The sequence below is a fragment of the Streptomyces sp. NPDC058457 genome, from assembly GCF_042720695.1.
Lineage (GTDB): Bacteria > Actinomycetota > Actinomycetes > Streptomycetales > Streptomycetaceae > Streptomyces.
Genome location: NZ_JBHXLU010000005.1, coordinates 221,045 through 236,687 on the forward strand (window position 1 = coordinate 221,045; position 15,643 = coordinate 236,687).

The 15,643-nt window shown below is 71.0% G+C and carries 16 protein-coding genes; 8 read left to right on the forward strand and 8 right to left on the reverse strand.

Features of this window, described 5'->3' with window-relative positions; translation table 11 throughout:
- Positions 1-34: 34 nt before the first annotated feature.
- Positions 35-1,087, reverse strand: coding sequence for an aldo/keto reductase (locus tag ACFWPS_RS06900; protein WP_383701842.1), 1,053 nt, complete (start codon positions 1,085-1,087; stop codon positions 35-37).
- A 465-nt stretch (positions 1,088-1,552) separates the two neighbouring features.
- On the opposite strand from ACFWPS_RS06900, the gene ACFWPS_RS06905 reads away from it, so the two are divergent.
- From ACFWPS_RS06905 to ACFWPS_RS06925, 5 genes are all read left to right on the forward strand, one after another.
- Positions 1,553-2,206 carry a class I SAM-dependent methyltransferase gene (locus ACFWPS_RS06905; protein WP_383701844.1) on the forward strand — a complete coding sequence of 218 codons (654 nt, stop codon included), beginning with the start codon at positions 1,553-1,555 and terminating at the stop codon, positions 2,204-2,206.
- A gap of 499 nt (positions 2,207-2,705) precedes the next feature.
- Positions 2,706-2,909 (forward strand): cold-shock protein, encoded by a 204-nt coding sequence (locus ACFWPS_RS06910; RefSeq protein ID WP_093496951.1) that lies wholly within the window; start codon positions 2,706-2,708, stop codon positions 2,907-2,909.
- A 542-nt stretch (positions 2,910-3,451) separates the two neighbouring features.
- Positions 3,452-4,366, forward strand: coding sequence for an N-acetylmuramoyl-L-alanine amidase (locus ACFWPS_RS06915; RefSeq protein ID WP_383701846.1), 915 nt, complete (start codon positions 3,452-3,454; stop codon positions 4,364-4,366).
- 135 nt (positions 4,367-4,501) lie between these two features.
- Positions 4,502-5,332 carry a hypothetical protein gene (locus tag ACFWPS_RS06920; RefSeq protein WP_383701848.1) on the forward strand — a complete coding sequence of 277 codons (831 nt, stop codon included), beginning with the start codon at positions 4,502-4,504 and terminating at the stop codon, positions 5,330-5,332.
- A 96-nt stretch (positions 5,333-5,428) separates the two neighbouring features.
- Entirely contained in the window at positions 5,429-6,439 is a 1,011-nt protein-coding gene (locus tag ACFWPS_RS06925) for an LLM class F420-dependent oxidoreductase (protein WP_383701850.1), read from the forward strand.
- Here ACFWPS_RS06925 and ACFWPS_RS06930 read toward each other — a convergent pair.
- Positions 6,436-7,002, reverse strand: a complete 567-nt coding sequence (locus ACFWPS_RS06930) for a hypothetical protein (protein WP_383701852.1) — start codon at positions 7,000-7,002, stop codon at positions 6,436-6,438. The genes ACFWPS_RS06925 and ACFWPS_RS06930 overlap by 4 nt on opposite strands.
- A 136-nt stretch (positions 7,003-7,138) precedes the next feature.
- On the opposite strand from ACFWPS_RS06930, the gene ACFWPS_RS06935 reads away from it, so the two are divergent.
- Positions 7,139-7,429 (forward strand): hypothetical protein, encoded by a 291-nt coding sequence (locus ACFWPS_RS06935; RefSeq protein ID WP_383701854.1) that lies wholly within the window; start codon positions 7,139-7,141, stop codon positions 7,427-7,429.
- Between the two features lie 99 nt (positions 7,430-7,528).
- Here ACFWPS_RS06935 and ACFWPS_RS06940 read toward each other — a convergent pair whose 3' ends face one another.
- Genes ACFWPS_RS06940 through ACFWPS_RS06950 form a run of 3 tightly spaced genes read right to left on the reverse strand, consistent with a single transcriptional unit; the run spans position 7,529 to position 10,802 of the window.
- Entirely contained in the window at positions 7,529-8,599 is a 1,071-nt protein-coding gene (locus ACFWPS_RS06940; protein WP_383701856.1) for a prenyltransferase, read from the reverse strand.
- The gene (locus ACFWPS_RS06945; protein ID WP_383701858.1) at positions 8,596-9,375 is read right to left on the reverse strand and encodes a class I SAM-dependent methyltransferase; all 780 of its coding nucleotides are present in this window, start codon (positions 9,373-9,375) and stop codon (positions 8,596-8,598) included. The genes ACFWPS_RS06940 and ACFWPS_RS06945 overlap by 4 nt, the downstream gene beginning before the upstream one ends.
- Positions 9,369-10,802: a glycosyltransferase family 4 protein gene (locus tag ACFWPS_RS06950; RefSeq protein ID WP_383701860.1), complete on the reverse strand. Its 1,434-nt coding sequence runs from the start codon at positions 10,800-10,802 to the stop codon at positions 9,369-9,371. The genes ACFWPS_RS06945 and ACFWPS_RS06950 overlap by 7 nt, the downstream gene beginning before the upstream one ends.
- 220 nt (positions 10,803-11,022) lie before the next feature.
- Between ACFWPS_RS06950 and ACFWPS_RS06955 the strand changes: the two genes are divergently transcribed.
- Entirely contained in the window at positions 11,023-11,652 is a 630-nt protein-coding gene (locus ACFWPS_RS06955; protein ID WP_383701862.1) for a TetR family transcriptional regulator, read from the forward strand.
- 361 nt (positions 11,653-12,013) lie between these two features.
- On the opposite strand, the gene ACFWPS_RS06960 is transcribed toward ACFWPS_RS06955, so the two are convergent.
- Entirely contained in the window at positions 12,014-12,877 is an 864-nt protein-coding gene (locus tag ACFWPS_RS06960; RefSeq protein WP_383701864.1) for a tetratricopeptide repeat protein, read from the reverse strand.
- A gap of 125 nt (positions 12,878-13,002) precedes the next feature.
- Between ACFWPS_RS06960 and ACFWPS_RS06965 the strand changes: the two genes are divergently transcribed.
- The gene (locus tag ACFWPS_RS06965) at positions 13,003-13,647 is read left to right on the forward strand and encodes a 1,4-alpha-glucan branching protein (RefSeq protein WP_383701866.1); all 645 of its coding nucleotides are present in this window, start codon (positions 13,003-13,005) and stop codon (positions 13,645-13,647) included.
- A gap of 63 nt (positions 13,648-13,710) precedes the next feature.
- Here ACFWPS_RS06965 and ACFWPS_RS06970 read toward each other — a convergent pair whose 3' ends face one another.
- Positions 13,711-13,944 (reverse strand): ferredoxin, encoded by a 234-nt coding sequence (locus ACFWPS_RS06970; protein ID WP_089101390.1) that lies wholly within the window; start codon positions 13,942-13,944, stop codon positions 13,711-13,713.
- Positions 13,945-13,953: 9 nt separating this feature from the next.
- Complete coding sequence (locus ACFWPS_RS06975; RefSeq protein ID WP_383701868.1) at positions 13,954-15,411, reverse strand: aldehyde dehydrogenase; 1,458 nt, start codon at positions 15,409-15,411, stop codon at positions 13,954-13,956.
- Positions 15,412-15,643 lie beyond the last annotated feature (232 nt).

Here is a 15,643-nt window from a genome sequence, read left to right on the forward strand (position 1 = left end):
CGCGCAGTTCCCCGCGCCCCTGAAGGGGCGCTCGTCAGCCCGCCGCCGCGCGCTCCCCGGACGGGCGCCTGCGGGCGGCCGGGTCGGTGAGGGACGGTGGCTGCCAGACGCCGTCGGCCCGGTAGAGGTCGGTGCCGGGGGCCACGATCTCGTCGATGCGGTCGAGCACCGCGTCGTCGAGGACCAGCTCGGCCCCCTTGAGCAGCGAGGTGAGCTGGTCCATCGTGCGCGGGCCGATGATCACCGACGTCACGGCCGGGTGCACCAGCGGAAAGGCGACGGCCAGCTCCGGCAGGGTGCAGCCCGCCTCCTCGGTGAGCGCGACGAGCCGCTCGACGGCCGCGTACTTCGCGGCGTTGCCGGGGGCGGCGGGGTCGAAGCGCTGTGGGGAGAGCTTGGCCCGGCCGGTGCCGAGGTCGACGGGCCGGCCCTCGCGGTGGACGCCGGAGAGGAATCCGGAGGCGAGCGGCGACCAGGTCAGCACGCCCATGCCCAGGCGCTGCGCGGTGGGCAGCACGGCCCGTTCGACGCCGCGGGCGAGGACCGAGTACGGCGGCTGCTCCGTGCGCATCCGCATCAGTCCGCGCCGCTCGGCCACGTGGTGCGCCTCGACGAGGTCCTCGGCGGGGAACGTGGAGCAGCCGAACGCCCGGATCTTCCCTGCCGTCACCAGGTCGCCGAGGACGGACAGCGTCTCCTCGATGTCGGTGGTGTGGTCGGGGCGATGCACCTGGTAGAGGTCGATCCAGTCGGTGTCCAGCCGCCGCAGGCTGTCCTCGACGGCCTTGAGGATCCAGCGACGCGAGTTGCCGCTGCGGTTGCGGCCCTCCCCCAGCGGAAAGTGCACCTTCGTGGCCAGCACCACGTCGTCGCGTCTGCCCTTGAGCGCCTTGCCGACGATCTCCTCGCACTCACCGGCCGAGTACATGTCGGCGGTGTCCACGAAGTTGATGCCGGCGTCGAGCGCCGCGTTGATGATGCGGGCACCGTCCTCGTGGTCGGGGTTGCCGATGCCCCCGAACATCATCGTGCCCAGGCAGTAGGTGCTGACCTCGATGCCGGTCTTGCCGAGGACGCGATAGCGCATGCCGGTGCTCCGTCACAGGTGGGGTGGGTTGGCGGCGTCAGTGTAGGTCTTGGAGTGCACTTGAAAATCGTTCCCCGGCCGTCTGGTTGACCGGCCGGGCACCGTGGTCCGGAGGGCGGCCCGGAGCACCGGAACCGACCGCGTCCGCGCGCCGCGCCGCGCAACTCCCCTTGATGCCCCTGGATGCCCCTGGATTCCCTTGGATTCCCTGGAGAGCGGCTCACTCGGGGATCCCGGCGCGCCCCCGGGGGCCGCGGGTCGCGCGGACCGGCCGACGACCCGCCCGAACACATTGGCTGATTTACACCGGGTCGCCGGTGCGCCCCCCGGAGGCCCCCCGCCCCGCCCCCGCCCCTTCCCCCGCCCCCGGGAGCGTTCCGCACCCCCTGTCGAGGGGCCGACCGGGCGGGTGCGGCAGCATGGAGGTCCGGACAGTCGAACGAGTGAATGAGTGGAAGGACGCCCATGACCGCGGCAGCCCCCAAGCCCGAGATCCTGGCCGCGTTCGAGGCGGCGAAGGGGTTCATGCCCGTCGGCGAGGGACTCGCGTTGTACGCGGCCGCCGTCGAGGCGGGACGGCTCGGCCTCCCGTTGCTGGAGGTCGGGACGTACTGCGGGCGCTCGACGGTCCTGCTCGCCGACGCGGCCCGCGCGGCCGGGGTCACCGCGCTCACCGTCGACCACCACCGGGGCAGCGAGGAGCAGCAGCCGGGCTGGGACTACCACGACCCGGAGACGGTCGACCCGGAGATCGGTCTGATGGACACGCTGCCCGCCTTCCGGCGCACCCTGTACCGGGCGGGTCTGGAGGACCACGTCGTCGCCGTCGTCGGCCGTTCCCCGCAGATCGCCGCGTTCTGGAACTCCCCGCTCGGCTTCGTCTTCATCGACGGCGGCCACACCGACGAGCACGCCAACGCCGACTACGAGGGCTGGGCCCCCCATGTGACCCAAGGCGGGCTCCTCCTGATCCACGACGTCTTCCCGGACCCGAAGGACGAGTTCACCGGCCAGGCCCCTTACCGCGTCTACCTCCGCGCCCTGGAGTCGGGCGCCTTCACCGAGGTCTCGGCCCACGACTCGCTGCGCGTCCTGCGGCGAACGGGGGCGGGGATCTGAAGGCGCGATCGGAGTCGCCGCGCTGTCGGAGGCGCGGATCAGTGCGGCCGTCGACAAGGCCGTGCGCGAGACGCCGGCGGCGCCCGGGTTCGCCGAGTCCGTTGACCAGCCCGCCCAGGCTGCGGTGCCCTCGCCGGCGCTCCTCAGGTTCCTGAGAAGCCGTTGCACGAGATGACGGCCGAGGCGTAGCGCTGCGTGTCCGAGTGGGCCTCGTGTGTCGGGCAGCCCTAGGTCGACGGCGCGTGTGCTCCTGCCGTCGCCGGCCTCGGGATTCGAGTGGCGACGAACGCAGCCTGTGAAGCCAACTCCGTGTTCCAGTGGCCGAGTCTCGCCGACCGGTGTAGCGTCGTGATCAGCAGTCGTGGTTCCGAAGTCCCGTTCGCCCGTGATCGCAGTCACGGGCGTTTTTGCTGTTCAAGGCCTCTCCGGACCAGGCGATCACCTCCGGATCCCGCACAGTGCGGGACCCACTACGAGTCCCCTCGAAGGAGACAGGCACATGGCTACAGGCACTGTGAAGTGGTTCAACTCGGAAAAGGGCTTCGGCTTCATCGAGCAGGACGGCGGCGGTCCCGACGTCTTCGCCCACTACTCGAACATCGCCGCGCAGGGCTTCCGTGAGCTTCAGGAAGGCCAGAAGGTGAACTTCGACATCACGCAGGGCCAGAAGGGCCCGCAGGCGGAGAACATCACCCCCGCCTGACGACGCACGAGTAAGCCCCGGCCAGGGCATCCGTCGGCCGGGTATGTGTCGGCCATTGCCCCGCCCCCAGGCCTGTACGGTCCGGACGGCGGGGCATTGTGCGTACCGGCATGCGGGTGCGAATCGGCGCTGTGCCGTCCGCGACCAGCGTCACGACGAGCGCCGTGCTACCGGGTGCCATCTCTGTCAGGCCGGTGAAGTCGAGGCCAGGCAGCGTGCGTGACCACTTGCCGTGAACGACGCTGTCCGTACCGCCCTCCCATTGGATCGAGTGGATCCCGAGCATGCGGACCCATTCAGAGTGCCATCCGGCCTCTCCCTAACCGGTCATTTCCGCAGCTCATGTACAGGGAGGCACGGTAGGGAGGCCGGTTCGACAGGAACTGGCCGTCGCCATCCGCCAGGCGGACACTGACGGGGTCGCCCAGAAACATCTCTCACAGACCTGACGGACGGGGGCGGCAGAACCGTCCCCTGGACCGTCATCCAAACGGCTCTCATGGGCCGTATGGACACCGTGGATGGCCGTTAGGGTGGCAGACGTGTCGTACACAGGCCCGGAATTCGATCCCCCACAGCAGCGCCGGTTCCGGCGGGCGCCGCTCGCCGTCGGCCTGGCCGCGCTGGTGCCCGGTGCACTGCTCGGCTGGGTGGTGTACGAGGGGGTCGGCAGGCCCGGCGGGAGCGGTGCCGGGCAGGCGGGCGCGGCGACGCCCAGGTCGGCGGCCGCGGCGGCGTCCGACGACGCCAAGGTGCCGAGTGCGAGCCCGAGCGCGGCCCGCCCGCTGCAGGGCAAGGTCGTCCTCATCGACCCGGGGCACAACCCGGGGAACTTCCAGCACACGTCCGAGATCAACCAGAAGGTGAACATCGGGACGAACTGGAAGGAGTGCGACACGACGGGCACGTCCACCAACGCCGGGTACAGCGAGGCCCGTTTCACCCTCGACGTCGCGCACCGGCTGCGGACCCTGCTGGAGCGGCAGGGTGCCACGGTGAAGCTGACCCATGACGGGGACCGGCCGGCCTGGGGGCCGTGTGTGACCAAGCGCGCGGAGATCGGCAACGCCGCGCACGCCGACGCGGCCATCTCCATCCACGCCGACGGCGCTCCCGAGGGCGACCGCGGCTTCCACGTCATCCTCCCGGCCTCCGTGCACTCCGGTGCCGCCGACACCCGCCCGATCCTCGCCTCCTCCCGCACCCTCGGCGAGCGCGTCGAGAGCGACTTCGCGAAGGTCACGGGCAGCGCACCTTCCAACTACGTGGGCAACGGCACCGGTCTCGACGTACGCAAGGATCTCGGCGGTCTCAATCTGTCAACGGTTCCCAAGGTGTTCATCGAGTGCGGCAACATGCGCGATAGCAAGGACGCGGCGCTGTTGACCAGCGGTGCCTGGCGGCAGAAGGCGGCGCAGGGAATCTCTGAGGGAATCGTGAGTTTCCTGCGCGGGTAGGCATCGGCGGGCCCCTCCGGGCGGACACCCTGATCGTTCGGACGATAGTGTCCTTCCTACGATCGATTCCTATGATGAGGGGCAGATCCTCGCGACGCCTCCTCCGCCGACGAGACGACCTACGAAGGACCTGAAGTGAATATCCGCTCCCTCACTAGAGGCGACGGCGTGGTGATCGGAGCAGCGGTGTTGCTGTTGATCGCGTCGTTCCTCGACAACTATTCGTACGACGGAGTGCCGGCCGGCATCGACCTGCCGAGCCTCTGGTCGAGCGGACCGGTCCTCTTCAGCATCATCTTCGCGGGCATCGCGGGCGCCGCACTCGTCGTCGTCTCGCGAGTGCTGCCGCAGCCGAGGAAGGTGGCCGGTCTGGATCTGAGCCCGTTCGGCGTCGCGCTCACGGTCTTCGCCGCGTGGAGCGCGCTCGGCAACGTCATCGACCCCGCCGGCGCCGCGGACAACCTGTCCGGCTCGTCCAACGGCCCCAGCGCGGGCACGGGCCTCATCCTGGCCCTGGTCGCCACCCTCGTCATGGCCGGCGCGGCTGTCGCGACCCCGCTCGTCCCCGCCCTCCAGGCCGGGCTCGTCCCGGCCCCCAAGCCCCCGGCCCCGCAGCCCTACGGTGCCCAGCCCCCCGGCGGCTACGGCTACCCGGGTGCCGCTGCCCCGCAGCCCGGCCAGCCCTACGGCGCCCAGCCGCAGCCCGGCCAGCCGTACGGCCAGCAGCAGCCCCCGGCCGCCGCACAGCAGCAGCAACCGCCGGCCCCGGACTTCTCGCCGTTCTGGTTCGCCGTCCCGGTGGCGCGGCCGCTGTTCGCGGAGGACGGCTCCACCGCGCCGATCGCCGAACTGGCGCCCGGCACCTGGTACTTGGCGGTCGAGCAGCGGGGCGCGGCCCTGGTGGCCCAGACCCAGGACGGCCGCCGCGGCGTGCTGCAGGACACCTCCGGGATCCAGCGCGGCTGAACAGCCCGGTGCATACGGCCCCTTGCCCTTCCGGGCGAGGGGCCGTTGTCGTACAGTCGACCGGCAATTTGTCTGACGTTACGTCAGGAGGCGGCCATGCGACTCGGGTTGGCACTCGGCTACTGGGGGCGCGGGCCCTCCCCGGACCATGTGCCGCTGGCGCGGGAGGCGGAGCGGCTCGGGTACGACTCGGTGTGGACGGCGGAGTCCTGGGGCTCGGACGCCTTCACCCCGCTCACCTGGATCGCCGCGCAGACGTCGACGATCAAGCTGGGTACGGCCGTTGCCCAGATGGCCGCGAGGTCGCCGACCACGACCGCGATGCACGCGCTGACCCTGGACCATCTGTCCGGGGGCCGGATGCTGCTGGGGCTCGGGCTGTCCGGACCGCAGGTCGTCGAGGGCTGGTACGGCCGCCCGTTCCCGAAGTCGCCGCTGACCGCGACCAGGGAGTACGTGGACGTCGTACGGCAGGTGCTGCGCCGGGAGGGGCCGGTGGCGCTGGACGGGCGCTTCCACCCACTTCCGTACCGGGGGCAGGACGCGACCGGCCTCGGCAAGCCGCTGAAGCCGATCACCCACCCGCTCCGCCCCGGCCTGCCCGTCCTGCTCGGCGCCGAGGGGCCGAAGAACGTCGCCCAGACGGTCCGGATCGCCGACGGCTGGCTGCCGCTGTACTGGGCGCCGAGCCGGCCCGAGGTGTACGGCCCGGCGGTCGCCGACCTCCCGGACGGCTTCCTGGTCGCGCCCATGGCCCAGGTCAAGGTCTGCGACGACGTGGCGGCCGGGCTGCTGCCCGTGAAGGCCATGCTCGGCTTCTACATCGGCGGGATGGGCCACGCGGCCCGCAACTTCCACGCCGACCTCATGGCCCGCATGGGGTACGAGGAGGAGGCGCGGCGGATCCAGGAACTGTTCCTGGCGGGACGGCGCGAGGAGGCCGTACTGGCGGTACCGGACGCGTTCGCCGACGAGATCTCGCTGGTCGGCCCGCGCGAACGCATCGCCGAACGGCTGGAGTTGTGGCGCAAGGGCCCGGTGACCGACCTGCTGGCCCTGGCACCGGACCCTCACACGCTACGGGTGCTGGCCGAGCTCAACTCCTAGCCTCCGGTGAGCTGACCGGCCGAGGGCACCTGGTTCTGTACCGGGGCGCCGGCGCTCTGTCCCGCCTCCTTGACCTTGTTGATGATGTCGTCGAAGGCACCGGCCGCGTTCCCGTCGCCCTTGCGGAGCTTGGACGGCAGGTCCTTCAGCGCGTCGATCCCCGCGGAGAGCGGTGCGATGGCCTTGGAGAGCAACGGGTCGCCCTCGGCGTTCCGCTTGGCGGCCTTGAGCCGGTTGTAGGCGAACCCGCCCGCGGCGGCGGCCTTGATCAGGGCGAAGGTGCGGCCGTGGGCGCCCTTCTTGAACTTGCCGGCCTTCCACGGCTTCACGATCCACTGATAGGTCGCGCCGGCGGCGAGACCCGCGTTGGCGACGAACCGCGCCTTGGCGAGCTTCTGTTTCTGCGCGGACGTGCTCGGACTGGGCGTGTCGGCCACCGGGGCCGCCACCATACCGGTGTCGACGGACTTGCTCCGGGTGCTGCCGACGCAGGCGGTGACACCGGCGACCAGGGCGCAGCAGAGGGTGAGCGTGACGACGAGGCGTCGTATCGGTACGGGCACGGGGTCCTCCCGTGAGTCTCGATGTCCTCCCCGAGCGGTTTCTTCCTCCGGCAGCCTCACCCAGACGGCGGCACCTCGCCACTCGGGGAGAACCCCGTTCAGGTTTCAAAGACCCTTCGGCGGCAACCCGAACGGTATGTCCCCTGAATCTCGCGGTGCCAATCAGGCCGGCACGGTCGTCGCGATCGTCGCCGACGTCATGGCCCTCATCCTGGGCCTCTGGATCCTGATGTACCTGTTGGACGCGAACCGGGCGAACAGCCTGGTCCAGTTCGTCCACGACGCGGCCGACTGGCTGGCCGGCTGGTCACACGACCTGTTCACCTTCGACAAGGCATGGGCCAGGGTGGTGGCCGGCTACGGCCTGGCAGCGGTGGTCTACCTCTTCATCGGCCACGCGATAGCGAACCGAATGCACCGCCACTAGAAAACCCCGGTCAGGGCACACGCCCCCTCAGGGGCGCGGGGAACTGCGCGAGCAACCACAACGGCGCCGCACCCGCCACCGCACAGAACCCCCCGCCCCTCAGGCGCAACAATCCACCTCAAGCCCAGAAGGAAGCTGCTCCCCCCCGAACACCGCACACGTCGCGTCATGCCCGCCCAGCGCAGCCACCGCCAGCAACAACGACCCCGCCGTCCACGTCGTCAGCTCCCGCGGCCAGATCGCGTCGTCCTCGAAGACGTACCCGGTCCAGTACAGCCCCGACTCGGCGTCCCGCAGATGCTGGATGGACTGGAGGATCTCCAGCGCCCGGTCGGACTCCCCCACCGCCCACAGCGCCAGCGCCAGCTCGGCCGACTCCCCGCCCGTCACCCACGGATTGGGTACGACGCACCGCACCCCGAACCCGGGCACGACGAACCGCTCCCAGTCCTTCTCGATCCGCGCACCCGCCTCCGCACCGGTCAACGCCCCGCCCAGCACCGGGTAGTACCAGTCCATCGAGTACCGGTCCTTGTCCAGGAACCGCTCGGGGTGCTGCCGTATCGCGTGCCGCAGCGCGCCCACCGCCAACTCCCAGTCCGGCTGCGGCTCTTCCCGCTGCTCGGCGATGGCGAGCGCGCAGCGCAACGCGTGGTGGACGGACGAGCTCCCGGTCAGCAGCGCGTCCTCGGTCGGCGTGCCGTCGTCCTCGCGGCGCCAGCCGATCTCCCCGCCCGGCTGCTGCAGCCGCAGCACCCACTCGACGGCCGCGTAGACGGCGGGCCACATCCGGTCGAGGAACAAGTCGTCCCCGGTGGACAGGTAGTGGTGCCAGACGCCCACGGCGAGGTACGCGACGAAGTTGGACTCGCGGGCACGGTCGGTGACGTCGTCGTGCGCGCCGTCGGCGTAGGCCGCGTACCAGGAGCCGTCCTCGTTCTGGTGCTCGGCGAGCCAGGCGTACGCCCGCTCGGCGGCCGCGTGCTCCCCGGCGGCATCGAGTGCCATCGCGGCCTCGGTGTGGTCCCATGGATCGAGGTGGTGCCCCCGGAACCACGGGATCGCGCCGTCCTCCCGCTGCACGGCGAGGATGCCGCGGACGGTCGCGGCGGCCTGCTCGGCGGTGAGGACCCCGGGCAGGACGAGGTGTTCTGTCCGGGGGGTGGTCACTTGGCGGCCACCTCGGCGTCCGACGCGGCCGACGGGACCTTCGGGCCGGCCTCGGTACGGGGCAGGTGCGGCTTGGTGGCGTAGACGACGAAGCTCTTGCCCAGGACCGGGTTCAGCGCCTGCTCGGCGACGCGCGTGGCCAGCGGCTTCTTCATGATGTCCCAGACCAGCAGCTTGTGGTACGCCCGCACCGGCAGCGCCTTGTCGTTGTCGACGCCGAACGCGCACTTCAGCCACCAGTACGGCGAGTGCAGCGCGTGCGCGTGGTGGCTGCCGTAGGGCCGCAGACCGGCTTCCCTGATCTTCCCGACCAGCTCGTCGGCCTTGTAGATGCGGATGTGGCCGCCCTCGACCTCGTGGTAGGCGTCGGAGAGCGCCCAGCAGACCTTCTCGGGGCCGTAGCGGGGCACGGTGACGGCGATCCGGCCGCCCGGCTTCAGTACCCGCACCATCTCGGCGAGCACGCCCTTGTCGTCGGGGATGTGCTCCATCACCTCGGAGATGATCACGACGTCGAAGGACTCGTCCGGGAACGGGAGGGCCAGGGCGTCGCCCTCCATCGCGGTGGCGGTCGCGCCCGCCGGGGCCTCACCGGCCTCCTTCATCGCCGCGAACCACTTGGCGACCTCGCGGATCTCCTCGGCGTTCTGGTCGAGGGCCACGACCTGGGCGCCGCGCCGGTAGCACTCGAAGGCGTGCCGGCCGGCCCCGCAGCCGAGGTCCAGGACGCGGTCGCCCGGCGCGAGCGGGAACCGGGAGAAGTCGACGGTCAGCACGTGGCCCTGCTTTCACTCTCGTGACGAACACCAGCTGAGGCCGCGGAGCGGCCGGTACTGCGGGGTGCGGAGGGAGCGACGGCCTCGGCCTCGGAGCGGGCCGATACGGCAGCGCCCGGGCCGCCCGCGGCGCGGGCGATCGCCTCGCGGTAGCGGGCCACCGTGCCCTCTGCGGCGCGTGCCCACGTGTAGTGCCGCAGCACCCGCTCACGGCCCGCGTGGCCGAGCCGCCGCCGCAGTTCCGGATCGCCCAGCAGCCGGGTCAGCCCGGCGGCCAGCGCGCCCGCGTCGCCCGGCGGTACGGCCAGGCAGGTCTCCCCGTCGCGCCCGGCGACCTCGGGGATCGCGCCGCCGGTCGTCGCGACCAGCGGGGTGCCGGTCGCCATGGCCTCGGCGGCGGGCAGCGAGAAACCCTCGTAGAGCGACGGCACGCAGGCGACCTCGGCCGAACGGACCAGGTCGACGAGTTCGGCGTCGGAGATGCCCTTCACGAACTCGACGGCGCCGTCGAGGCCGTAGCGCTCCATGGCCTGCGCGACGGGCCCCTCGGTGGGCCGCTTGCCGACGACGACGAGGTGGGCGGCCGGGTGCTCGGTCCGTACCTTGGCGAGGGCCTCGACGAGGAAGACCAGCCCCTTGAGCGGGACGTCCGCGCTGGAGGTGGTGACGATCCGGCCGGGCACCTGGGCGACGGCGGGATTCGGCGCGAAGAGGTCGGTGTCGGCGCCGATGTGCACGACGTGGACACGGTCCTCGCGGACGCCGAGGTGGTCGACGATCTCCTGGCGGGAGGTGCCGGAGACGGTGAGCACGGAGGGCAGCCGGGGGGCGACCCGCTTCTGCATCCGGGTGAAGGCGTACCAGCGCCGTACGGAGTACCGCCGTTTCCATCCCTCGGCGGCGTCCAGCTCCAACTGCCGGTCGACGGTGATGGGGTGGTGGATGGTGGTGACGAGGGGGGCGCCGATGTCCCCCAACAGGCCGTATCCCAGGGTCTGGTTGTCGTGGACGACGTCGAACTCCCCGGCGCGGGCGCGCAGATGGCGGCGGGCGCGCAGGGAGAAGGTCAGCGGTTCGGGGAAGCCGCCGGTCCACATGGTGGCCACTTCGAGGGCGTCGACCCAGTCCCGGTACTCACCCCGCCCGGGCGTCCGGAAGGGGTCCGGGGAGCGGTACAGGTCGAGGCTGGGCAGCTCGGTGAGAGTGAGGCCCGGGTATCCCTCGTCGAGGACGGGATACGGCTGCGAGCCGATGACCTCGACCCGGTGTCCGAGCCGGGCCAGCTCGCGCGACAGGTGACGTACGTAGACGCCCTGGCCGCCGCAGAACGGGTTCCCTTTATAGGTGAGGAGCGCGATGTCGAGCGGTCGCTCGCCGTCGGCGGCGGGTTCCTCGTCGGCACCCGCCTGCCTGGCCTCAGCGGTCACTCCGGGCCCCCCTCTCCCTGCACTTTCCCGTGAGGTTACGCCGGGACGCTAATCTAGAACAAGTTTCAGACTTGATCGTTCAAGAGGCTCTGAATCTACCGGCAGGTAGGGGTGGAGTGAGCAGTGGATCAGGTGATTCGCGCCACGGCGGGAACCCCTGCCATGCTGTCTGATCACTCGCCCTGAGCACTGCCCTCACCGACTGTCACGGACGGGACCCATGCCTGCGGAAGCCAAGGTGGACATCGGCGCCAGATCGGCCACCCCGCCGCTCACCGAGCGGCAGGAGGCCCGGCGCCGCCGGATCCTGCACGCGAGCGCCCAGCTGGCCAGCCGGGGCGGTTTCGACGCGGTGCAGATGCGCGAGGTGGCGGAGTCCTCCCAGGTGGCCCTGGGGACCCTGTACCGGTACTTCCCGTCCAAGGTGCATCTGCTGGTCGCGACCATGCAGGACCAGCTGGAGCACATGCACGGCACGCTGCGCAAGAAGCCGCCGGCGGGCGAGACGGCGTCCGAGCGGGTCGCCGAGACCCTGATGCGGGCCTTCCGCGCCCTCCAGCGGGAGCCGCACCTGGCCGACGCGATGGTCCGGGCCCTGACCTTCGCCGACCGCAGTGTCTCCCCCGAGGTGGACCAGGTCTCGCGGCAGACGACGGCGATCATCCTGGACGCGATGGGCCTGGCCGACCCCTCCCCCGCCCAGCTGTCCGCCGTCCGGGTGATCGAGCACACCTGGCACTCGGCCCTGATCACCTGGCTCTCGGGGCGCGCCTCCATCGCCCAGGTGAAGATCGACATCGAGACGGTGTGCCGCCTGATCGACCTGACGGAGCCGGACGGGAAGCCGTAGCCGGACGGCAAGCCGTAGGACGCACGAAGGCCCCACAGGGCACAGAGGGCCGCCGTGGGACAGACGAAGACCGCCGCGGGGCAGACGAAGACCTACGAGACGGGTTCCCTTCGCCGGCATGGTCCGGATCAGGTGATGGGGGTCGCCGTCCGGCCTGACTGCTGCCTTCCGGCCTCTCAGCCCGACCGTCGACGTCGGCACCGGCGGATGCTTCTGCATCTGCGTCACGCCAGAGTCGGCTACTCCGCTCGGACTCCCTCACTCGCCTCGTAGGCTGCTTCCAGGATAGAACGCGCAGAGCATATGGGAACCCCCAATGAGGGATTTTTTGGACTTTTCCTGATATGAGGCGACTGGTCGACTACCCCGCGGTCTCCAGCCCGCTCCAGCTCCGCCCGATCACGGTCTCCCCCGCCCACCGCTCCAGCAGCAACCGGGCCTCCTCCTCCGGAGCCGCCAGGGACACCCGCTGGGCGCCGCCGTGCACCGAGCGCTGCTGCTCGTGGGTGCCCTCGCTGCAGCAGGCGCAGAGCACCTCCAAGCTGCTCGCGGGTTCGGCGCCGAAGTCGTGCTCGACGAAGAGGGCGACCAGCGCGTCCAGGTCGGCGGCTTCGCCCGCGTTCACCGTCACCTCCAGGGTGGGCAGCTCGGAGGCGCGGAAGAGGAGCAGCTCGTCGAAGACGGGGAACTCTCGGCCGTCGACCACCCGGTGCCCTTTGGGCTCGCCGTCGTGCACGACGATCTCCCCGAACCGCCGCCCACCCGTGACGGGCACGTTCATGACCCGTCCCCGGGTGGGGCAGAGCCGGTCGATCCACACCACCTCGCGCTCACCGCCGGTGTCGAGCCGCACGCAGGCCGCCCCGAACCGCCCGTCGATCTCCCCCTCGCCCTCCGGGAGTTCGATGCCGAAGCCGGTCCAGGCGTCCCGGGCGGTGGCCCAGTCGCCCTGGATGGTGGCGGCGATCCCGAGGTTCCAGAACGCCGGGTCGCCCTCCCCGCGCGACGCCCGGGCGGCGGCCTCGCGGCCCAGCGTGTACGCCTTCGCCCAGTTGCGCAGGAACTTGTGGGCAAGCGCGGCGTCGTACCACCACACCGCGCTCCGTTTCTCGTCCGGGAAGTGTGCGAGGACCTGCTCGAAGAGCCCGGCGGCGGTCAGCCACTCCTCGGCCTCCCACGCCTCGTAGGCCTCCTTGATCAGGCCCTTGGCCTCCGACTTGCGCACGCTTCCCGCCCTGTTCGGTCCGTTGAAACCGCAGGAGCGTATCCCAGGGCACCGACACTCCACCGGGTCCGGCCCGGCGGAAAGTGTCTGGCGAGGCACGTCCGCCTGATCGGAGAATCTCCCCCATGGCACTCATCCACCGCACCACCCTCAAGCCCACCAAGGTCGAGCTCCTCACCGACTGGCTCCCCACCCGCCCCTGGTACCACGGCCCGGCCGCACCGGAGTTGGTGAAGGCCGGCGGGTTCCGGCTGGACGACCCGGCCGGCGAGGTCGGGATCGAGTTCATGGTCGTCACGGAGGGATCAGGGGGCTCGGAGGGCTCGGGGGCCTACCTGGTACCGCTCACCTATCGCGGGGCCCCGCTGGAAGGCGCCGAACACGCGCTCGTCGGCACCATGGAGCACGGGGTCCTCGGCACCCGCTGGGCCTACGACGGCTGCCACGACCCGGTCCTGACCACCGAGTTGCTCGCCCTGATCGAGGGGCGCGCCGAGGCACAGGCGCAGAGCATCACGGACACCCCCGACCGTGAGGTCGAGCGTTCCTACGCCGGCCAGGGCCCCGTGACCGGCCTCGGTGCCCCCGTCGACACCGACGGGAGCACCGAGTTCGCCGTACCGGACGGCGGTCTGGTCCTGCGGCTGCGGCGCGTGCTGACGGCGGGTTCGACGGCGCCGGACGACGCGCTCGGCCGGATCACCGGTGCCTGGCAGCAGCCGGACGGCACCCGTGCCCGGGCACCGTTCGCGACCCTGCAGGCCCTTTAGTCCTCCAGCAGCCCCGGCCCTCCAGTAGCCCCTCCCAGGTCAGTCCCCCGGTCAGTCCCCCGGTCAGTCCTCCGGCGGGAACACCGGCTCCCCGCTGCCCAGCAGGGTGATCGTGATCGCCTCCACCGGGCAGTTCTCCGCCGCGTCGAGGACCTTCCCGTTGGCGTCCGTCTCCGGGTCCACGGGATGGGACTGCATGGCGGAGTCGAGGCGGAAGGAGCCGGTGGCGCGGTGGACGCACTGGGCCGAGCCGATGCAGATCGAACGGTCGACCTCGACGTGCCAGCGGTCACCCATGGCGGCCTCTCACCCCTCCCAGCCGGCCGGCAGGTGGATCATCTTGTGCTCCAGGAACTCGCCGTACCCCTCCGGCCCGAACTCCCGCCCCAGACCGGAGTTCTTGTAACCGCCGAAGGGGCCCAGCATGTCGAGGCTGAAGGTGTTCACCGAGTAGGTCCCGGTCCGCACCTGCCGCGCGACCTCGATGCCGTGCGCCACGTCCGCCGTCCAGACGCTTCCGCTCAGCCCGTAGTCCGAGTCGTTCGCGATCTTCAGGGCCTCGGACTCGTCGCCGTAGGGGAGAAGGCAGATCACCGGGCCGAAGATCTCCTCCCTCGCGATCCGCATGGAGTTGTCGACGTCGCCGAAGAGGGTGGGCTCGACGTACCAGCCCTTCTCCAGACCCGGCGGCCGTCCGCCGCCGGTGAGGATCTTGGCGCCCTCCTCCTGGCCGATGCGGATGTAGTCCAGGTTCCGCTGCTGCTGGCGGCGCGCGACCAGCGGGCCCACCTGGGTGGCCGGGTCCAGCGGGTCGCCGACCTTCAGGGCGCTCGCCGCGGCCGCGAAGGCGTCGGCGAACTCGTCGTAGCGCGAGCGCGGGACGAGGATGCGGGTCTGGGCGACGCACGCCTGGCCGTTGTTCATCCAGGCCGCCGGGACGATCCCGGCGACGGCGGCGGCCACGTCCGCGTCCGGCAGCACGACGGCCGCCGACTTGCCGCCGAGTTCCAGGGTCACCCGGGTGAGGTTCTTCGCGGCGACCTCCATCACGCGCTTGCCGGCCGCGACCGATCCGGTGAAGGAGACCTTGTCGACGCCAGGGTGGGACACGAGGTACTCGCTCACCTCGCGGTCCGCCGGAAGGATGGAGAGCACTCCGTCCGGCAGCCCGGCCTCCTTCGTGATCTCGCCGAGGATGTAGGCGTCCAGCGGCGACTCCGGGGACGGCTTCAGCACCACCGTGCAGCCGGTGAGCAGCGCCGGGGCCAGCTTGGCGGCCGCCACGAACTGGGGCACGTTCCACGGCACCACGGCCGCCACCACCCCGACCGGCTCCCGCCGCACCAGGATCTTCCCGAGCACCCCGTCGCGCGTCTCCTCGTACGTGAAGTCACGCGCGACCCTGATCGCCGCGTCCCACACCATCATCGCGCCGAGCGCCTGCGCGAGGACGCTCCAGGAGTACGGCGAACCGTTCTCCGAGGAGATCACCCGGGCGATCTCCTCGTGCCGCACGGCGATCGCGTCCTTGATACGGGTGACGACCCCGATCCGCTCGTCGAGCGTCATCCGCGGCCAGGGCCCCTCGTCGAAGGCCCGCCGCGCCACCGCCACCGCCCGGTCCACGTCCTCCCGCGAGGCATGCGGCACCCGCCCGAAGACCTCCTCGGTATGCGGAGAGACCACCTCGATGACGTCCTTGCCCAGGGGGTCGGTCAACTCCCCGCCGATGAACAGCTGTCCGTGTTCCAGGAACTCGGTCATGGCGCCCCGCCACCCTTCCTGACGATGTCTCAGAACTGATACCAGTTCTAGTTGAACTAAGCCAGGGGCGGGACCGAATAGGCTCTCATCAGCGCTTTTACCCATGCCGAAGGGGCGTCCTCGACGCCCCTTCGGGACTAGGCCGTTTCTGATGGCTCTTGGTGGGCTGGTGGATCTCGTGGGTTGCCGGGCAGGAGGCCCATATGGTGCGGCGACACGAGCTCACGGACGC